The 15744-nt window shown below is 62.4% G+C and carries 16 protein-coding genes; 8 read left to right on the top strand and 8 right to left on the bottom strand.

Features of this window, described 5'->3' with window-relative positions; translation table 11 throughout:
- Positions 1–54: 54 nt before the first annotated feature.
- From DFR48_RS12960 to mutM, 6 genes are all read right to left on the bottom strand, one after another.
- Positions 55–990 (bottom strand): DMT family transporter, encoded by a 936-nt coding sequence (locus DFR48_RS12960; protein WP_114363581.1) that lies wholly within the window; start codon positions 988–990, stop codon positions 55–57.
- Positions 991–1119: 129 nt separating this feature from the next.
- On the bottom strand, positions 1120–1710 hold the full coding sequence (locus tag DFR48_RS12965; RefSeq protein ID WP_114363582.1) for a class I SAM-dependent methyltransferase: 591 nt from the start codon (positions 1708–1710) through the stop codon (positions 1120–1122).
- 57 nt (positions 1711–1767) lie between these two features.
- Positions 1768–3324 (bottom strand): chromosomal replication initiator protein DnaA, encoded by a 1557-nt coding sequence (gene dnaA, locus DFR48_RS12970; RefSeq protein WP_114363846.1) that lies wholly within the window; start codon positions 3322–3324, stop codon positions 1768–1770.
- Between the two features lie 835 nt (positions 3325–4159).
- Positions 4160–4426, bottom strand: a complete 267-nt coding sequence (gene rpsT / locus DFR48_RS12975) for a 30S ribosomal protein S20 (protein WP_112685733.1) — start codon at positions 4424–4426, stop codon at positions 4160–4162.
- A 196-nt stretch (positions 4427–4622) separates the two neighbouring features.
- Positions 4623–5396, bottom strand: coding sequence for an enoyl-CoA hydratase (locus DFR48_RS12980; protein ID WP_114363583.1), 774 nt, complete (start codon positions 5394–5396; stop codon positions 4623–4625).
- 24 nt (positions 5397–5420) lie between these two features.
- A complete protein-coding gene (mutM, locus tag DFR48_RS12985) occupies positions 5421–6311 on the bottom strand; it encodes a bifunctional DNA-formamidopyrimidine glycosylase/DNA-(apurinic or apyrimidinic site) lyase (RefSeq protein WP_114363584.1) in 891 nt (296 codons plus the stop codon).
- Between the two features lie 147 nt (positions 6312–6458).
- Here mutM and ubiE point away from each other — a divergent pair, with 147 nt between their 5' ends.
- The 5 genes from ubiE (at position 6459) to DFR48_RS13010 (ending at position 11494) form a co-directional block, all read left to right on the top strand.
- Entirely contained in the window at positions 6459–7235 is a 777-nt protein-coding gene (ubiE, locus tag DFR48_RS12990) for a bifunctional demethylmenaquinone methyltransferase/2-methoxy-6-polyprenyl-1,4-benzoquinol methylase UbiE (RefSeq protein WP_114363585.1), read from the top strand.
- 62 nt (positions 7236–7297) lie between these two features.
- On the top strand, positions 7298–8872 hold the full coding sequence (gene ubiB, locus DFR48_RS12995) for a 2-polyprenylphenol 6-hydroxylase (protein WP_114363586.1): 1575 nt from the start codon (positions 7298–7300) through the stop codon (positions 8870–8872).
- Between the two features lie 109 nt (positions 8873–8981).
- On the top strand, positions 8982–9821 hold the full coding sequence (gene modD, locus DFR48_RS13000) for a ModD protein (RefSeq protein ID WP_114363587.1): 840 nt from the start codon (positions 8982–8984) through the stop codon (positions 9819–9821).
- A 102-nt stretch (positions 9822–9923) separates the two neighbouring features.
- A complete protein-coding gene (gene coaBC / locus DFR48_RS13005) occupies positions 9924–11144 on the top strand; it encodes a bifunctional phosphopantothenoylcysteine decarboxylase/phosphopantothenate--cysteine ligase CoaBC (RefSeq protein WP_114363588.1) in 1221 nt (406 codons plus the stop codon).
- The gene (locus DFR48_RS13010; protein ID WP_114363589.1) at positions 11141–11494 is read left to right on the top strand and encodes an MmcQ/YjbR family DNA-binding protein; all 354 of its coding nucleotides are present in this window, start codon (positions 11141–11143) and stop codon (positions 11492–11494) included. Before coaBC ends, DFR48_RS13010 begins: the two co-directional genes overlap by 4 nt.
- Positions 11495–11509: 15 nt before the next feature.
- Here the strand turns inward: DFR48_RS13010 and DFR48_RS13015 are convergent, their stop codons facing one another.
- The gene (locus DFR48_RS13015; protein WP_114363590.1) at positions 11510–12322 is read right to left on the bottom strand and encodes a class II glutamine amidotransferase; all 813 of its coding nucleotides are present in this window, start codon (positions 12320–12322) and stop codon (positions 11510–11512) included.
- 241 nt (positions 12323–12563) lie between these two features.
- Here DFR48_RS13015 and DFR48_RS13020 point away from each other — a divergent pair, with 241 nt between their 5' ends.
- The 3 genes from DFR48_RS13020 (at position 12564) to DFR48_RS13030 (ending at position 14830) form a co-directional block, all read left to right on the top strand.
- A complete protein-coding gene (locus DFR48_RS13020) occupies positions 12564–13475 on the top strand; it encodes a pirin family protein (protein WP_114363591.1) in 912 nt (303 codons plus the stop codon).
- 210 nt (positions 13476–13685) lie between these two features.
- The gene (locus DFR48_RS13025; protein ID WP_114363592.1) at positions 13686–14303 is read left to right on the top strand and encodes a hypothetical protein; all 618 of its coding nucleotides are present in this window, start codon (positions 13686–13688) and stop codon (positions 14301–14303) included.
- Entirely contained in the window at positions 14300–14830 is a 531-nt protein-coding gene (locus tag DFR48_RS13030; RefSeq protein ID WP_114363593.1) for a flavin reductase family protein, read from the top strand. Before DFR48_RS13025 ends, DFR48_RS13030 begins: the two co-directional genes overlap by 4 nt.
- A gap of 12 nt (positions 14831–14842) precedes the next feature.
- Here the strand turns inward: DFR48_RS13030 and thiD are convergent, their stop codons facing one another.
- Positions 14843–15703 carry a bifunctional hydroxymethylpyrimidine kinase/phosphomethylpyrimidine kinase gene (gene thiD, locus DFR48_RS13035; protein ID WP_280956430.1) on the bottom strand — a complete coding sequence of 287 codons (861 nt, stop codon included), beginning with the start codon at positions 15701–15703 and terminating at the stop codon, positions 14843–14845.
- Between the last annotated feature and the right edge of the window lie 41 nt (positions 15704–15744).

Consider the following 15744-nt stretch of genomic DNA (forward strand, 5'->3'; position numbering starts at 1 on the left):
CGCCGAAAAATCCTCAATTCGCCATGTCGTCGACGTCGGCATAACTGGGGAATTTTACTGCGGCACTTCTGGGGAAAATTCACGCGGCATTGACAGGCGCCACAGCCTGCCATCGATGGCGAGAAGGCCGAGCCCGATCGCCAGCATTCCGACGAAGTGTCGCGGGGCGAGCCGCTCGCCAAGAACCACCGCGCTCAAGAGGATCGCGCTCGGCGGGATGAGGATTGTGACCAGCATGATATTCGTCGCACCCGCCGTCGCGAGAATCCTGAAAAAGAGGATGTAGGCGAGCGCGGTCGAGAGAACGGCGAGCCCGAACAGCGCCGCCCAGGCCTCAGGCCCAGGGAGCGGCAGGGCGAAGGGGCGATCGATGAAGAGCGCTACCGGCAGCAGCAGCAAGGACGAGGCCGTCACCTGGCCGGCGGCGGGCAGGAGTGGCGGCAACCCCATGCGGCGGAAACGGCGGCCGTAGACGCTGGCAAAGGCGTAGCTCAGCGCCGCACCGAGGACGGCAAGTTCGCCCCAGGCATCACCACCGAGGTCGCCGAGCACGGCTGGCCCGATCATGATCACAACCCCGGCGAGGCCGATCAACAATCCCGCCACGCGGTTCACTGTCAGCTTCTCGTCTTCGGTCAACAGATGTGCGACGAGAACCCCGAAAAGTGGCGTGGTGGCATTGAGGATCGCCGCGAGCCCGCTTGCGATATGGGTCTGCCCCCAGACGATCAGCGTGAAGGGAACGGCGTTGTTGAGAAGCCCCATGCCGAAGAAGGAAAGCCAGGCGTCACGGCTTTTCGGCACGGCGATCCCCGAAAGCCGGACAACGATCCAGAGTGTAATCGCAGCCAGCAGGACCCGAGCCGTCACGATGGTGAGCGGTGGCCAGACCTTGACCAGAATTCCGTTGAAGAGAAAGGATCCGCCCCAAAGCAGCGAGAGCCCGAGAAGCATCAGCCATTCCGCGGCTGCCATTTCCTTGTGAGCCATAACATCTCTCCTTTTCCGGAAAGATCGCAAATCTCAGGATGGTCCACCACCCGATTTCCGCCGCTGGCGAAACGCGGATCCGGCGAGCGGGAAACGACAAGGCACGAAGGGCGCGGCCTCAACGCCGGTTCAGGCCGGCCTTGCGACTACGTGAAGCCATTCCGTCGCCACACCGTCGTAGCCGCCACCATGTGCGCATTCGACGACCGGTTCGGCAAATCCCTGCGTGCGGTACTGATGGATGAGCCATTCCGGCGCCGGCCGATTGTAATAGCGGCCGAACCGGTCGCAACCCTCCTGCTGCCCTGCCTTGAAGCTCGCATAGAACAGTCCGGACGGGCGCAGGGCGCGGCGGATTCTCCCAAGTATCGACGGAAGTTCCGCCAACGGCACGTGCAAGAGACAGGCGTTGGCCCAGACGCCATCATAGGCAGCGCTGGCGTCGAGCTCGGAGAAGAGCATGACCCGCACCGGACGGCGAAGCCGTATTTCGGCCTGCTGCGCCATAGCCGCCGAGCCGTCGGTCGGTACGACGTCGAACCCTCGCGCAAGCATGGCGGCGCTGTCGTCGCCGGCACCGCAGCCGAGCTCGAGAATCCGCGAGCCGGGCACCAGCGCGCCAAGAAAGGCCTCGAGCCTGTCATGCGGCAAAGATCGGCGACGCACGGCATAGGAGCCCGCATTCGCTTCGTAGAAGGCAAGCGACGGATCGTGCGGCATCGTGTCTCCTACGGCTGTCTCAGAAAGCAAAAGGCCGGCGTCTCCGCCGGCCTTGCCTCAAGCGTTGTTCTCGTTGATCAGCCGCTTGAGAAGCTCGATCTCGTGGCTGAGCTTGGTATCGGCGCCGATCATCTCTTCGATCTTCCGGACCGCGTGCAGCACGGTGGTGTGGTCGCGTCCGCCGAAACGGCGGCCGATCTCCGGGAAGGAGCGAGGGGTCAGCGTCTTCGACAAGTACATCGCGATCTGCCGCGGCTTTACAATAACCCGGGTGCGACGGTTGGAGACCAGTTCCTGGCGCGAAACGTTGTAATGGCGCGCCACGACCCGCTGGATGTCCTCGATGCGGACGCGCTTCTGTTCTCCCGCACCCACCAGGTGGGCGAGCAGTTCGTCCACCCGGTCGACCGAAAGGTTCGGCTCGAACGATCGACGGAAGATCAGCTGGTTGAAGGCACCTTCGAGATCACGGCCGCTGCTTGCGACACTGCGCGCCACATGCGCGAGGATCTCGACGGGAATATCGAGCGAGCCGTCGTCCTTCTGCGCGGCTTCGAGCCGCTTCTTCAGCATGGAGAAGCGCATCTCGAAATCGGGCGCCTCCATCTCGATCGCAACGCCGCCCTGCAGGCGCGAGCGAACCCGCGGGTCGAGTGACTCCAGCTCCCAGGGCGCACGATCGGCGGCCACGACCACCTGCTTGGCGCTGTCGAGCAGCGTGTTCAGGAGGTGGCAGAACTCATGCTGGATCATCTTGCCCTGCAAGAACTGCATGTCGTCGATGATGAGCAGGTCGATGTTGCGCAGAGAGTCCTTCAGCGTCAGCGCGTCGTTGTCGCGGATGGCAGTCGCGAAGCGCCACATGAAATATTCGGCCGTCAGATAAACGACACGCGGCGCCCGCGGGCTCTGGATCGCAGCGTTGGCAATGGCCTGTAGCAGATGGGTCTTGCCGAGGCCGACCGACGAATGAATGAAGAGCGGATTGAAGCGAACGGCACCGGCGCCAGCCTCGGCAATGGTCTTGGCCGCCGCGAGCGCGACACGGTTCGAGGCGCCTTCGATGAAACCGTCGAAGGTAAAACGAGAGTCCAGCGGCGAACCGAACAGCGGTCCGGGCGGCGCCGAGCGGGGAGCTGCGCCCTGGTGGGCGGAAACCTGCCCGATCTGCTGGGGCGCGGAGGGCTTGCGCACGGTGGACGACGGAACGGTTTCGGAAACTGGCTTGTGATGTTCGTCCGGCGCCTGTGGGCGCACGCCGCGGCTTGCGCTGCGCACGACGATCTCCACCTTCAGGATGCTCGCGTCCTCCTGCTGGAGGATATTCGTGATCAGGTCCAGGTAGCGATTGTTGATCCAGGACTTGAGGAAGGTCGTGGGGACCGACAGTCGCAGAACGCTCTTCGAAGCCGAATGCAGCTTCAGGCGGCCGAACCAACTCGCATAGACATCCGGCCCGACCTGAGCCTTCAGCCTGGCACTGAAGCGCTCGAACAACACATCTTGCGTTGCCACAGACGAGTCCTCCGCCGCTTCAGAACGAACAATACCCGTCGTCTCCCGTGCATGGTTCCCGTCAACCGCTGCACCGGCCGTCAGTGAATTAATTTGCATTTTGCCGCCTTCCAAAAATTACCTTCGCCGAACAGTGCAATCTTCCCGCCCAGCTGCCTTTGACTGCCCGTGGTGCCTCTCACAAGAAAACAGCACACCTCACGAAAACGAGGCCAGATCCCATGCCAAGCGGATCAGGCACCCTGTCGTGACGGCCCAAGGCCAGTCCCCCTTTTCATTCATCAAACTCGCCGATCGCCCACCCTCGAAACGGACATTCGGCCGCGCCCTCGCCTACTCCCTACTACTTTCGCCAGCCCCTGAAACTGTGCGCAAACTCACCCCGTCGCAATCCGAGCAGATTACGATGCAAGGTCAAACACTGGATGAAAAAACGGAATCAGAACCATTCCGCTACGAGAGCCACCGGGACATTTCAGCACCTGACCAGCAGTTGCAGATCGCCCCCCGAGGTCAACTCCGTGCCTCTCGTTGGAAGCCATTTAGGCAGGATCAAAAGCCAAGATCAACAGTGAATTTTACCCAAAATTAAGTTCGAACCATTGACTCCCGACCCGAATTTTGTCCGCCACAATCGAGGAAAAAAGAATCGCTGTTGAATCAAGGGGATTCAAAAATGAGGGGACGCGAAGGTCCTTTGCGACAAAAAAAAAATAAATTCGCTTGACTCGAAACTGGTGGCGCCTGCCGTTAAGTGAAGAGGAGGTCCTCCACATCACCTCTGATAAGCTTTTGTTTTTATTTGATTTTTCTTGTCACCGTAATGACATCCTAGTGTCAACGTGACAGACCAATGACAACGATATGAAAGAAAACACGAAAAGCCCGGCTGGACAGCCGAGCTTCACGAAAAGTGGCGATATTGTGTCTTAAATTAGACGGCCAGTGCCTTAACGCGCTGGGCAAGACGCGAAATCTTGCGCGATGCGGTATTGGCGTGCAGGACACCCTTGGTCGCCGCACGATGCAGCTCGGGCTGGGCGGCCTTGAGAGCTTCACGCGCTACGGCAACGTCGCCGGTAGCGATGGCCTCTTCGACCTTGCGAATGAAACCACGAACCCGCGAACGGCGAGCCTTGTTGACTGCAGTGCGGCGAGCGATCTTGCGGGTCGCCTTCTTCGCCGAAGTGGTATTGGCCATGGATGCCTCTCTTCGAATTCTAACCAAACTCCGCCATCGCCGCATCGGGTCCTTGCGACCTACGCATTCAGCAATTCGGGAGCAATCGCGGAAAAGCCAGAAGCTTTCCTAACTGTGGGCGGGCATATAGCGGGAAAGCGGACCGCCGTCAACGCGCAATTTCGCGAGGACCGCGCTGCGCCGGCCGCTTTTGCCCTCAACGGTTCCTGAATGCCGCCTTGCGCTTCTGCACGAAGGCCGCCATGCCCTCCTTCTGATCCTCCGTCGCAAAGAGCGAATGGAAAAGACGCCGTTCGAAACGCAACCCCTCGGCCAGCGTCAGCTCGAAGGCGCGATTGACGCTCTCCTTCGCCATCAGCACGGCGGGGGCGGAAAAGGCCGCGATCTTTTCGGCCGCAGCGATCGCCTCCTCGAGCAGTCGTTCAGGCTCGACGATGCGCGCCACGAGCCCCGAGCGCTCGGCTTCCGCGGCGTCCATCATGCGGCCGGTCAGGCAGAGATCCATTGCCTTCGCCTTACCCACAGCGCGGGTCAGGCGCTGCGAGCCACCCATGCCCGGTATGACGCCGAGCGTGATTTCGGGCTGGCCGAACTTGGCCGTGGTCGAGGCGATGATGAAGTCGCACATCATTGCAAGCTCGCAGCCACCGCCGAGCGCAAAGCCGGAAACGGCGGCGATCATCGGCTTGCGAAAGCCTGCGACTTCCTCCCACCCGCTGATGAAATCGCCGAGATAGGCGTCGACGAAGTCGAGGGACTGCATCTCCTTGATATCGGCACCGGCCGCGAAAGCCTTTTCCGAACCTGTAAGCACGACCGCGCCAATGTCACCGTCCTTCTGGACGCCCGCGAGCACCTGGCGCAATTCCGCCATCACGGTCGAATTGAGCGCATTCAGCGCCTGCGGCCGGTTGAGCGTGACGATCGCCACACGGCCGCGAACCTCCACAAGCAGCGTCTCATAGGTCATTCCAATCTCTCCCCTGGTCGGTGGCTATTCCTGGCAGCGGCTGCAATAGAATGTCGAGCGGCCGGCCTGGACGATGCGCGCCACGGTACCGTCGCATTCCGGGTTCGCGCAAGCATGACCTTCGCGGTCATAGACTCGGAAAGTGTGCTGAAAATAGCCGAGCGTGCCGTCCGTGCGGATATGATCGCGCAGCGAGGAGCCCCCGACGGCGATGGCATCGGCGATGACGGCGCGGATGGCCTCGACAAGGCGGACAAGCTCCTTCTTCGGCTTGCCGGTCGGCGTTACCGTCGTCCCCGCTGCCCGCACCGGCGAAAGCCCGGCGCGCCAGAGCGCCTCGCAAACATAGATATTGCCGAGCCCCGCTATATTGCTCTGGTCGAGCAGTGCCGCCTTGAGCGGCTGGCTGCGCCCGGCAAAACGCGCGGCTAGACCTGCCGCGTCGAGAGCATTGCCGACCGGTTCGGGGCCGAGCTGACGGAACGCAGGATAATTGTCGAGATCGACGCGCGGCAGGAGATCCATGAAGCCGAAGCGCCGCGGGTCATTATATATGACGCGCACGGCACCTTGCGCCCCTTCGATATGAAAGACGACGTGATCGTGCTTCTCGTCCTTCGAGCGGGCGTGGTGGAAGGCTCCAGACAGTTCGTTCTCCGCCTCATGCTCAACCCTGAACGAACCGGACATGCCGAGATGGGCGATCACCGTCTCGCCGCTGTCGAGATCGATCAGCAAGTACTTCGCCCGCCGACCGAGCCCGACGATACGGGTGCCGGAAACACGATCGGAGAAGGCCGTCGGAAACGGAAAACGGAGATCGGCCCGGCGCAATTCCAGGCGCCCGATGCGCGCACCCTCCATCGCCGGAGCAAGCCCTCTCCTGACCGTCTCTACCTCTGGCAATTCCGGCATTGCTGGCCCATCTTTCTGTTTCAACCACGCTTCTTGTGGTCTATAGACCAGCGCGAAGGTGTCGCAGCCGGTACCGGCGAGACAGATAGCGTGCCTTGGACGATTTCGCTATGGTCACCCGGCCATAAAGGACAATGGAGCGAGCACATGGCTGAAACCCGCACGACCGCCGAAGGCGGCATGGCGACATCGTACGGCTTCCGCGATGTGCAGGAAGGCGAGAAACAGGGTCTCGTCAACGACGTCTTCCACAAGGTGGCCAAGCGCTACGACATCATGAACGACGTCATGTCCGCAGGCCTTCACCGGGTCTGGAAGAACGCCATGGTCGCAGCACTCAACCCCCGCAAGGATCCGGCATACAAGGTACTCGACGTCGCCGGAGGAACCGGTGACATCGCCTTCCGCATCATCGAAGCCTCCGATCGCCTCGCACTCGCGACCGTTCTCGACATCAACGGCTCCATGCTCGCCGTCGGCGCCGAAAGGGCTGCAAAGAAAGGGCTCTCCGACAATATCACCTTCGTCGAGGCGAATGCCGAAGAGCTGCCCTTTGAGGACAATAGCTTCGACGCCTATACCATCGCTTTCGGCATCCGGAACGTGCCGCATATCGAGGTTGCGCTGAAGGAAGCGTATCGTGTGCTGAAACGAGGCGGGCGTCTCCTCGTGCTCGAGTTTTCGGAGGTCGACATGCCGCTGCTCGACCGGTTCTACGACGAGTGGTCGTTCAAGGCGATCCCGCAATTCGGCAAAATGATCACAGGCGACGCCGAGCCCTACCAGTATCTCGTGGAGTCCATCCGCAAGTTCCCCAATCAACGCGACTTCGCAGCGATGATTTCAAAAACCGGATTTTCGCGTGTCACCTTCACCAACTACACCGGTGGCATTGCAGCGCTGCATTCCGGCTGGAAGCTCTGACCTATGAGGGCATTCTGCATGAAGACCCTCCGCGGCCGGGCCCTCAAGGCTGACAACGCACGATGAGCACGATCGGCGCATATTTCCGCCTGGCGCGGGTCGGCTGGGTTCTGGTGCGCGAGGGTGTGATATCCGCCCTGCCCTCCGAAGGCCTGCCGCCGATGCTCGTCTTTGCCCAGTCGGCCGCCGGGCTGCTCGCCCGCAAGCGCGCGATGCGCGAACGACGCTCGGATCGTCTGTCGAAGGCGGTGGCCCGCCTCGGCCCATCCTACGTGAAGATCGGCCAGTTCCTCGCCACCCGCCCCGACGTCGTCGGCGCGGAGATCGCGGAAGACCTTTCCGGCCTGCAGGATCGGATGGACTTCTTCCCGACCGAAGCCGCCAAGATTTCCATCCGCGAGTCGCTCGGACGTCCCGTCGGCGAACTCTACGCCTCCTTCGATGAACCGATCGCTGCCGCCTCGATCGCACAGGTCCACCTCGGTGAGGTCGAGACCGGTCAGGGCCGCAGGAAGGTCGCGATCAAGGTCATCCGTCCCGGTGTTCGCCGGCGTTTCGCCGCCGACCTCGAGGCGATGTACATCGTCTCGCGCCTGCAGGAACGCTTCTTGCCGCATATGCGGCGGCTGAAGCCGGTAGAAGTGACGCGCACGCTCGAGCAGACGACCAAGCTCGAGATGGACCTCCGGCTCGAGGCCGCGGCACTGTCCGAACTCGCCGAGAATACGAAGAACGATCCGGGATTCCGGGTCCCCGCCGTCGACTGGGAACGCACCGGGCGTGACGTCGTCACCATGGAATGGATCGACGGCATCAAGATGTCGGACGTCGAGGCGCTCAAGGCGGCGGGGTACGATCTCAATGCACTTGCCGATACGCTGATCCATTCCTTCCTGCGTCATACGTTACGGGACGGCTTCTTCCATGCCGACATGCACCCCGGAAATCTCTTCGTCGACGAGAAAGGCATGATCGTCGCCGTCGATCTCGGGATTGCGGGTCGGCTCGGCAAGAAGGAGCGGCGCTTCCTGGCGGAGATCCTCTACGGGTTCATCACCCGCGACTATCTGCGCGTCGCGGAGGTGCACTTCGAGGCCGGCTACGTACCCTCCCACCACAACGTCGCGAGTTTCGCGCAGGCGATCCGCGCGATCGGCGAGCCGATCCACGGCCAGCCGGCAGAAACCATATCGATGGGGCGGCTGCTGACGCTGCTTTTCGAGGTGACCGAACTCTTCGACATGGCAACGCGTCCCGAGCTCGTCATGCTGCAGAAGACCATGGTTGTGGTCGAGGGCGTGGCGCGCATGCTCAATCCGCAATTCAATATGTGGAAGGCCTCCGAACCCGTCGTTTCCGGCTGGATTCGCGACAATCTCGGCCCCAAGCGGATCGTCACCGACCTGAAAGACGGATTGCACGCGGCCATCCGTCTCGCAGAGGCGATCCCCGAGATCGCGGTAAAGACCGAAAAGTTCCATACCGAACTTATGGCGATGAGCGAAAACGGTCTGCGCCTCGATCGGGCGACGACGGATGCGATCGGGCGTGCCGAAGCGCGCCATGGCAGGCTCGGCCGCCTGGCGCTCTGGGTCATCGCGGCATCACTCGTCTACATCGCGGTCCAGATCAGCTGATCCGGCGCCGGCACGCAATCGCAGGACCGGACGGCATGCATCTTGCATTGCATCTGGCATGACAACCGAACCCGATGTCACGGGTTCGACCTCATGTTCGGAGATTGCCATGTCCAGACTATCTGACAGCCTTCTCGATCAACTCCTGCTACAGGACGTACCGCTCGGCGATCTGACCACCGAAGGCCTGGGAATCGGCGCACGATCAGCAGAAATCACTTACTGCGCCCGCAACCCAATGGTGCTCTGCGGCAGCGAGGAGGCGGGCCGCATGCTCGAAATGCGGGGTGTCCGCATCGATCACCTGCTGCCGAGCGGTCGCATGCTGGCAGCGGGGGAGATATTCCTGTCGGCCCAGGGCAGCGCGCAGAGCCTGCACGCCGTGTGGAAAATCTCACAAACCCTTGTCGAATACCTTTCAGGAATTGCAACACGTACGCGCCGGATCGTCGATGCGGCCCGCAACGTGGCGCCGGAGACAGTGATTGCATGCACCCGCAAGAATTTTCCCGGCACGAAGGAAGTCAGCATCCGGGCAATACGGGCAGGTGGCGGTATCATGCATCGTCTCGGCCTGTCTGAAACCATTCTCGTCTTTCCCGAGCACCTGGCCTTCGTCGACGAACCGCCGGATATCTGGATGACTAAGCTTCGGGCACAGGCTCCGGAGAAAAAGATCGTCGTCGAGGCGGCAACGGTCGAGGCCGCCGAGCAGCTGATCGCCTGCGGCGCCGACGTGATACAATTGGAAAAATTCTCGCCTCAGGAAACGGCAGTGGTAGTGGATCTCGCCCGACGGCAGCGTCCAAGCCCGGTCGTAGCAGTCGCCGGCGGCGTCACGGAGGACAATGTCGGCGCGTTCGTGGAGACAGGATGCCGGCTCATCGTCACCTCCGCACCGTTCTTCGGCAAGCCGTGCGACGTCAAGGTCACTCTCAAGCCTTGCTGAGAGAGTGCGGAGACCATCCGGCTTCCACGCCCCCGACGAAAATCGATTTCGATTTGCCGTGCCTTGCGGTAGGTTCGCGCAAACGAGCGACCGGACCATCAGATGAGCTTATCCGCCAAACGCATCCTCCTTGTCATTTCCGGCGGCATCGCCGCCTACAAGAGCCTCGACCTCATCCGCCGACTGCGCGAGCGCGGCGCGACGGTCCGGCCGGTCATGACGCGGGCCGCACAGGAATTCGTCACCCCGCTTGCAGTCGGCGCGCTTTCCGCGAGCCGTGTTTATACCGACCTCTTCTCCCGGGAAGACGAGCAGGACGTCGGCCATATCCGCCTTGCGCGGGAGTGTGACCTGATCGTCGTGGCCCCTGCCACCGCCGACCTGATGGCGAAGGCGGCCAACGGTCTTGCCGACGATCTTGCCTCGACCGTGCTGCTTGCGCGCTCGCGTCCCGTCCTGATGGCGCCGGCCATGAACCCGACGATGTGGTCGAACCCGGCGACCCAGCGCAATGTTTCGCTGCTGAAGGCGGACGGCATGACCTTCGTCGGCCCTGCGGAAGGTGAAATGGCGGAGGCCGGCGAGCGGGGTGTCGGTCGCATGGCGGAGCCGCTCGATATCGTTGCGGCCGTAGAAGCCCTTCTGGATGGTGGCCCGAAACCGCTTGCCGGCAAGACGGCGGTCGTGACGTCGGGGCCGACGCATGAACCGATCGATCCGGTCCGCTACATCGCCAATCGCTCGTCCGGACGGCAGGGCCATGCGATCGCAGCGGCGCTGGCGAAGCTCGGCGCAGAGGTCACCCTCATATCCGGCCCCGTGACCATTCCAGATCCCGCCGGTGTCGCCACGCTTCATGTGGAGAGGGCAGAAGAGATGCGGGACGCGGTTATTTCGCGCCTGCCGGCAGATATCGCAGTCATGGTCGCGGCTGTCGCCGACTGGCGCGTGGCGACCTCCGCCGGCCAGAAGATCAAGAAGACGCCAGGGGAGGCTCCTGCGCCGCTGCAGCTTACCGAGAATCCCGATATTCTCAGAACGATAGGGCACCATGAGAAGCGCCCGACGATCGTGGTCGGCTTCGCCGCCGAAACCCAGGATGTCGAGCAGAACGGCCGTATCAAACTCGAAAAGAAGGGTGCCGACCTGATTGTCGCCAACGACGTCTCACCGGGAACCGGCGTGATGGGCGGCACGCGCAACCGCGTGAAACTGATCACCGAAACCGGCGTCGAAGAGTGGCCTGAACTCGACAAGGATGCCGTCGCCGAGCGTCTGGCGCACTGGATCGCCGAGCACCTGAACCAGGGAGCACTTCGATGAGCCTCTTCGAACGCGCAGGCTTCGACGCCTTCGTCACCGGCTTGGCTGGAGTGACCCTCGTGGACCAATGGGAGTCGCGCGTCGCCAAGGTCGGCGACAAGGTTTTTGCGGTCTTGAACGACGACGGCGCCAAGATCGCATTCAAGGTCAGCGAGGAGAGCTTCGAGATCCTGACCGCGCTCGACGGCGTCGGTCAGGCGCCCTATTTCGCCAAGCGCAAGTGGGTCGCCGTCTCGCCGACGGCGCCGCTGTCAGATGATGAACTGCGCCATTATCTCCACCGCTCTTACGAGCTTGTCGCCGCCGGTCTTACGAAGAAACTCAGGGCGGAGCTCGGTATTCCATTCTGAGACGAGAATGGCGGCTCAGCCGGCCATGGCCGGCTGCAGCACGGCCGCACCGTCGACCGCCGGTTGGAAACGGACGACTTCGATCCCTTTTTCCGAGAGTGTCACCGCACTACCGGCCGGAATCTCCATCCACGCATCGGTATCATCGTTGAGCGGCTCGGAAACGAGGCAGTGCCCGCCCTCTCCCATCGGCGCGGCGAAGAGGGTCGGCGCATAGGCGTCAGTCGCGTAGCGCACCGCATGAAGCGAGTGCCCGTCGGAGAAGGCGGCGGTGAACCGTACCTTTGCGCTGCCGGTCAGATTGAGGCTCAGCTGCTCGACAAAGCCTATCGCCTCGGCCATGGCGGCGAGCGGCCGCTCGCGCATGCCGAACTGCAGCGCGAGCAGGAACAGGAGTTCAGAGTCGGTCGTGCCGACGCGAGCATTGAAATGCTCGTCGTCGAGCATCGATTCCATCGACCGGCGCAGGCGATCGAAGTGGTCGATCTGGCCGTTGTGCATAAAGGACCAGGTGTCGCAGACGAAGGGATGGCAGTTGTCCCGACGCGTGGAACCGTGCGTCGCCGCGCGGACATGCGCCAGAAAGAGCCGCGAACGGATCTGCCGTGCCATGCTCTTGAGATTGCAGTCGGACCAGGCGGGCAGAACATCGCGGAAGCGTCCGGGTTCCGGGCGATCCCCATACCAAGCGATGCCGAAACCGTCGGCGTTGGTCGCCGTCTTCGCGCGGGTGGCGCAATGGGACTGCTCGATCAGGGAATGGGCGGGAGAGCTCACCAGTTCTTCGAGATAGATCGGTTGACCACGGTAGGCTGCCCAACGACACATGTTGCAATAGACTCCGGATGCGTTCCGCCAATGGCGGCAAGGGATTAACTATTTTTGCCTGAATTGGATAACGAAAGCTAAATAGCCCATTCGCGGCCGAATTTTGACTGGCTGGCGCGATCACATTTTGCGCCGGAGGATTGCGTTCTGTGAACACTGCGTTCCGGGGAACGGTCTTCGCCACCCGCCGGATTTCCCTATATTGGGGGCAACTGAAATTCCGCTCGAAAGGAGCAATTCCATGTCCATTCGACCTGTGAAACATGAAAGTCGCGCCACGCCGACGATGGAAGGGGCCGGTGTCAAATTGCATCGGGTCTTCGGCTTCGGCGATCCGTCGATGACCGATCCCTTCCTGATGATGGATGATTTCCGCAACGACAATCCGTCGGATTACCTCCGCGGCTTTCCGTGGCATCCCCATCGCGGCATCGAGACCATCACCTACGTCCTGGCCGGCACCGTCGAACACGGCGACAGCCTCGGCAATCAGGGCCTGCTCGGTGCCGGTGACGTGCAGTGGATGACGGCGGGAAGCGGCATCATGCACCAGGAAATGCCGAAAGGCGACTTCGCCGGCAGAATGCACGGTTTCCAGCTCTGGGCGAACCTGCCGTCGTCGCTGAAGATGACGGCACCGCGCTATCAGGACGTCAAGAGCGCGGACATTCCCGTGATCGTCGACGATGACGGCACCGCAGTCCGCGTCATCACCGGAGACTTCTGGGGCAAGACCGGTCCCGTCGACGGCATTGCCGCCGAGCCCGTCTATCTCGACATCTCGGTTCCGCCGGGCAAACGGAAGAGCTTCCCGGTCGATACCTACCGCTCGGCCTTCGCCTATATCTTCGCCGGCTCGGGCACCTTCCGCGATGCCTCGAAGCCCTTCGGCGTGAAGGTGGAGAAGGAGTACCAGGGCCAGGAACTCAACATCCGGGATCTTTCCGGCAACCGCACGCTCGTCGTCTTCGACACCGGCGACGAAGTCACGGTGCAGGCCGGCGAGGAGGGTATCCGCTTCCTTCTCGTCACGGGCAAGCCGATCCGCGAGCCGGTCGCCTGGCACGGACCGATCGTCATGAACACCCGCGAAGAACTGATGCAGGCGATGCGCGACCTGCAGAACGGCACTTTCATCAAAGCCGATCACTGAAGGCAACCAAACGATCGGAACGAGAACGCCGGAGCAGCCGGGTCCGGCGTTCTTATCGTTCGCCATCGACAGCCCCTCCGGCAAGGCCTAGTCTCCTCTCGGCTGCTCGTCAGAAGCGCGTGCGGAAACCGGCGTGCCGTTCCTTCCGCCCGAAATGCAACCGCTATCCTCTGAAGTCCGCGGAGCCCGGACAGGGAAAGGAACAGGCGCGTGGAGAGGAATGTCCTTGAAGAGATCGAAGAGCGCCTGAGGGCAACACGGCTCGAGTTCGAGGCGGAGATCGAACGCCAGCTCAAGGCCCAGCGCGAGCACTTCCGCTACCGCCTGCAGCGCGGCAAGGTACGCTTCGAACGGGATGTCCGCGAGTTCCAGTCCCGCTATCGCATCAGCCTCTGGCCCTACATCACCCGCGCCCATGTCGCCTATGTCCTGACGGCGCCGATGATCTACGCACTCATCGTGCCGCTCGTCTTTCTTGATCTCTCGGTGACGATCTACCAGCACATCTGCTTCCGCGCCTACGGCATTCCGCGGGTCAGGAGGAGCGCCCATGTCATCATCGACCGACACCACCTCGCCTATCTCAACGGCATCGAGAAACTCAACTGCATCTATTGCGGCTATGCAAATGGGGTAATCGCCTACGCCCGCGAGATCGCTGGCCGTACCGAGGCCTTCTGGTGCCCTGTCAAGCACGCCCGCCGGGCCGTCGATCCGCACGAACACTTCAACCGCTTCTTCGACTATGGTGACGCGCAATCCTATCGCGCCTGGCTCGACGCTCAGAGAAAGGGACAACAGTCATCGAAGGAAGGACCGCGGTCATGAAGGAATTTCCGCTTTCCAAGGTCTACCAGCTCATCGAACCCGGCCCGGTCGTCCTCTTGACGACCTCGGAAGGCGGCCGGCCCAACGTCATGACCATGTCGTGGCACATGATGATGGAATTCACTCCGCCGATGATCGCCTGCATCGTCAGTGCTGCCGATCACAGCTTTCATGCGCTCCAGCAAACCGGCGAATGCGTGATCGCCATCCCGACCGTCGAACTCGCCGAAAAGGTTGTGGCGGTCGGCAACTGCTCCGGCCGGGACACCGACAAGTTTGCGACGATCGGTCTGACGCCCCTGCCCGCCGAGGAGGTGCGCGCACCACTCATAAGCGAGTGCTTCGTCAATCTCGAATGCCGCGTAGTCGACCAGAGCTTCGTGCCACGCTACAATCTCTTCGTGCTGGAGGTGGTGAAGGCCTGGTATGATCCCGCCCAAACGGCACCGCGGACCATTCATCATCGCGGCTACGGCACATTCGCCGTCGACGGCGAGGAAATCACGCTCGACTCGCAGATGCCCTGACGGGCTAACTGGTTACGCTGCGCCTTCGTCTCTCCAGAGCGCGTGAAAGTGGTGCACCGGCCCGTGCCCGGAGCCGACGTTCAGGGCGTCCGCGGCATTGATCGCTCCGGCGACGTAGGCCTTCGCGACAGCGACGGCCTCTTCCGGCAACGCTCCCTTGGCAAGCTCGGCGGCGATCGCGCTCGACAGCGTGCAGCCGGTACCGTGCGTGTTGCGGGTCGCAACGCGTGGCGCCTCGAACCAGGTAAGACCCGCGGCAGACGCGAGCACATCGGGACTGTCGGCTCCCGGAAGGTGTCCCCCCTTGACCAGCACCGCTTTCGCGCCAAACCGCATGAGGCGGAGCGCCTGACCGGCCATTTCGTCCCGATTGCATGCCTCGGGCTCTCCGAGAAGGGCCGCCGCCTCCGGCAGATTGGGGGTGATGACTGTCGCGATGGGCAGAAGCCGGCCGGTGAGAGCCGCTACCGCGTCATCCGTGAGCAGCGACGCGCCGCCCTTGGCGATCATCACCGGATCGAGAACCACCGGCACCTCGCGATGACGAGCAAGGACATCGGCCACGGCTCCCGCAATCGCCACGTCGGCGATCATGCCGATCTTGACGGCGTCCACGCGGATATCGGCGAAGACCGTCCGGATCTGCTCCGCGACGAAATCCGGCGGCACGACGTGTATGCCGCTCACGCCTTGGGTGTTCTGCGCCGTCAGGGCGGTCACGACCGCCATGCCGTAGACACCGCGCGCGGAGAAGGTCTTGAGATCGGCCTGAATGCCGGCACCGCCGGACGGATCGGAACCGGCGATCGACAAGGCGTTGGCGATCGCCGGCATCGGCGCGCTTCGTCCTGCCATGTCGTAAGCGTCGGTCATCGTCGTCTCTCCTGGGCGGAGAGGCCACGGGACGTCGGCAC

The sequence above is a fragment of the Ciceribacter lividus genome (assembly GCF_003337715.1).
Taxonomy (GTDB): domain Bacteria; phylum Pseudomonadota; class Alphaproteobacteria; order Rhizobiales; family Rhizobiaceae; genus Allorhizobium; species Allorhizobium lividum.